The 2374-nt window shown below is 70.6% G+C and carries 1 protein-coding gene; it reads left to right on the top strand.

The features are described from left to right. A partial coding sequence (locus tag ACF088_RS04410; RefSeq protein WP_392373847.1) for a beta strand repeat-containing protein occupies positions 1–2374 on the top strand: 2374 nt, incomplete at both ends.

Below are 2374 nucleotides of genomic sequence, written 5' to 3'. Positions count from 1 at the left end.
CTGTCCGCCGGTACGCATACGGTCACGGCGACGTATGGCGGTGATGCGAACTTCACCGGCTCCAGCGGCACGGACACCCAGACCGTCAACCAGGCGGCGACCACCACCACGGTCACGTCCGCGCCCGATCCGTCGGTCGTCGGGCAGTCGGTGACGTTCACGGCGACGGTGGCTCCGGTTGCGCCGGGTGCGGGTACGCCGACGGGCACGGTCACCTTCGTCATCAGCGGTGGTCCGACGCTGACCGGCACCCTCTCCGGGGGCACGGCGAGCGTCACGACCAGTGCGTTGTCCGCCGGTACGCATACGGTCACGGCGACGTATGGCGGTGATGCGAACTTCACCGGCTCCAGCGGCACGGACACCCAGACCGTCAACCAGGCGTCCACGGTCACCACGGTCACGTCCTTCCCCGACCCCTCCGTGACGGGGCAGACGGTCAACTTCACCGCCTTCGTCGGGCCGGTGTTCCCCGGCGGCGGTGTGCCGACCGGGACGGTCACCTTCGTCATCACCAACGGCGTCACGACCGTGACCCTCAGCGGCACCCTCGACGGCTCCGGCGTCGCCACGGTCAGCACCAACGGACTGGTCACGGCGGGGGTTTACACCGTCACCGCGACCTACAGCGGCGACGCGAACTACACCGGCTCCAGCGACACCGACACCCAGACCGTCAACCAGGCGGCGACCACCACCACGGTCACCTCCGCGCCGGACCCGTCGGTCGTCGGGCAGTCGGTGACGTTCACGGCGACGGTGGCCCCGGTTCCGCCGGGCGCGGGCACCCCCACCGGCACGGTCACCTTCGTCATCAGCGGTGGCCCGACGCTGACCGGCACCCTCTCCGGGGGCACGGCGAGCGTCACCACCAGCGCCCTGGGCGCCGGCAGCCACACGGTCACGGCGACGTACAGCGGTGACGCCAACTTCGCCGGTTCGGTCGGTACGGACACGCAGACGGTCGGCCAGGCGTCGACCACGACCACGGTGACCTCGTCGCCCGATCCGTCGGTCTTCGGGCAGTCGGTGACGTTCACGGCGACGGTGGCTCCGGTTGCGCCGGGTGTGGGTACGCCGACGGGCACGGTCACCTTCGTCATCAGCGGTGGCCCGACGCTGACCGGAACCCTCTCCGGGGGCACGGCGAGTGTCACGACGAATGCGCTGAGCGTGGGCTCGCATACGGTCACGGCGACGTACAGCGGTGACGCCAACTTCACCTCCTCCAGCGGCACCGACACCCAGACCGTCGGGCAGGCGTCGACGACCACCACGGTCACGTCCTCGCCGGACCCGTCCGTGGTCGGTCAGTCGGTGACCTTTACGGCGACGGTGGCTCCCGTTGCGCCGGGTGCGGGTACGCCGACCGGCACGGTGACGTTCGTGGCGACGGACGGCGTGACCACGGTGACGCTGACCGGCACGCTGAGCGGCGGTACGACCAGCGCGAGCACAAGTGGGCTGGTGACCGCGGGCGTTTACACGGTCACGGCGACGTACAGCGGTGACGCCGGCTTCACGGGTTCGGTCGGTACGGACACGCAGACGGTCGGCCAGGCGTCGACCACGACCACGGTGACCTCGTCGCCGGACCCGTCGGTCTTCGGGCAGTCGGTGACGTTCACGGCGACGGTGGCTCCGGTTGCGCCGGGTGCGGGTACGCCGACCGGCACGGTCACGTTCGTCATCAGTGGCGGTCCGACGCTGACCGGCACGTTGTCCGGGGGCACGGCGAGTGTCACGACGAATGCGCTGAGCGTCGGGACGCATACGGTCACGGCGACGTACAGCGGTGACGGCAACTTCACCTCCTCCAGCGGTACGGACACCCAGACGGTCGGGCAGGCGTCGACGACCACTACGGTCACGTCCTCGCCGGACCCGTCCGTGGTGGGCCAGTCGGTGACCTTTACGGCGACGGTGGCGCCGGTTGCGCCGGGTGCGGGGACGCCGTCGGGCACGGTGGTGTTCGTGGCGACGGACGGGGTCACCACGGTGACGCTGACCGGCACGCTCAGCGGCGGTACCACCAGCGTGACCACCAATGGCCTGGTGACCGCGGGCGCGTACGTGGTCACGGCCACGTACAGCGGCGATCCCAGCTTCGCGGGTTCGGTCGGTACGGACACGCAGACGGTCGGGCAGGCGTCGACGACCACTACGGTGACCTCGTCGCCGGACCCGTCCGTGGTCGCTCAGCCGGTGACCTTCACGGCGACGGTGGCGCCGGTTGCGCCAGGGGCGGGTACGCCGACCGGCACGGTGACCTTCGTGGCCACCGACGGGGTCACCACGGTGACGCTGACCGGGACGCTCAGCGGCGGCACCACCAGCGTCAGTACCAATGGCCTGGTGACGGCGGGCGTTTACA

It is taken from the genome of Streptomyces sp. NPDC015125 (assembly GCF_043080045.1).
In the GTDB taxonomy this organism is placed as follows: Bacteria; Actinomycetota; Actinomycetes; order Streptomycetales; family Streptomycetaceae; genus Streptomyces.
Note: the sequence above shows the minus strand (reverse complement) of the source record. Positions and strands in the feature narration are given on the sequence as shown.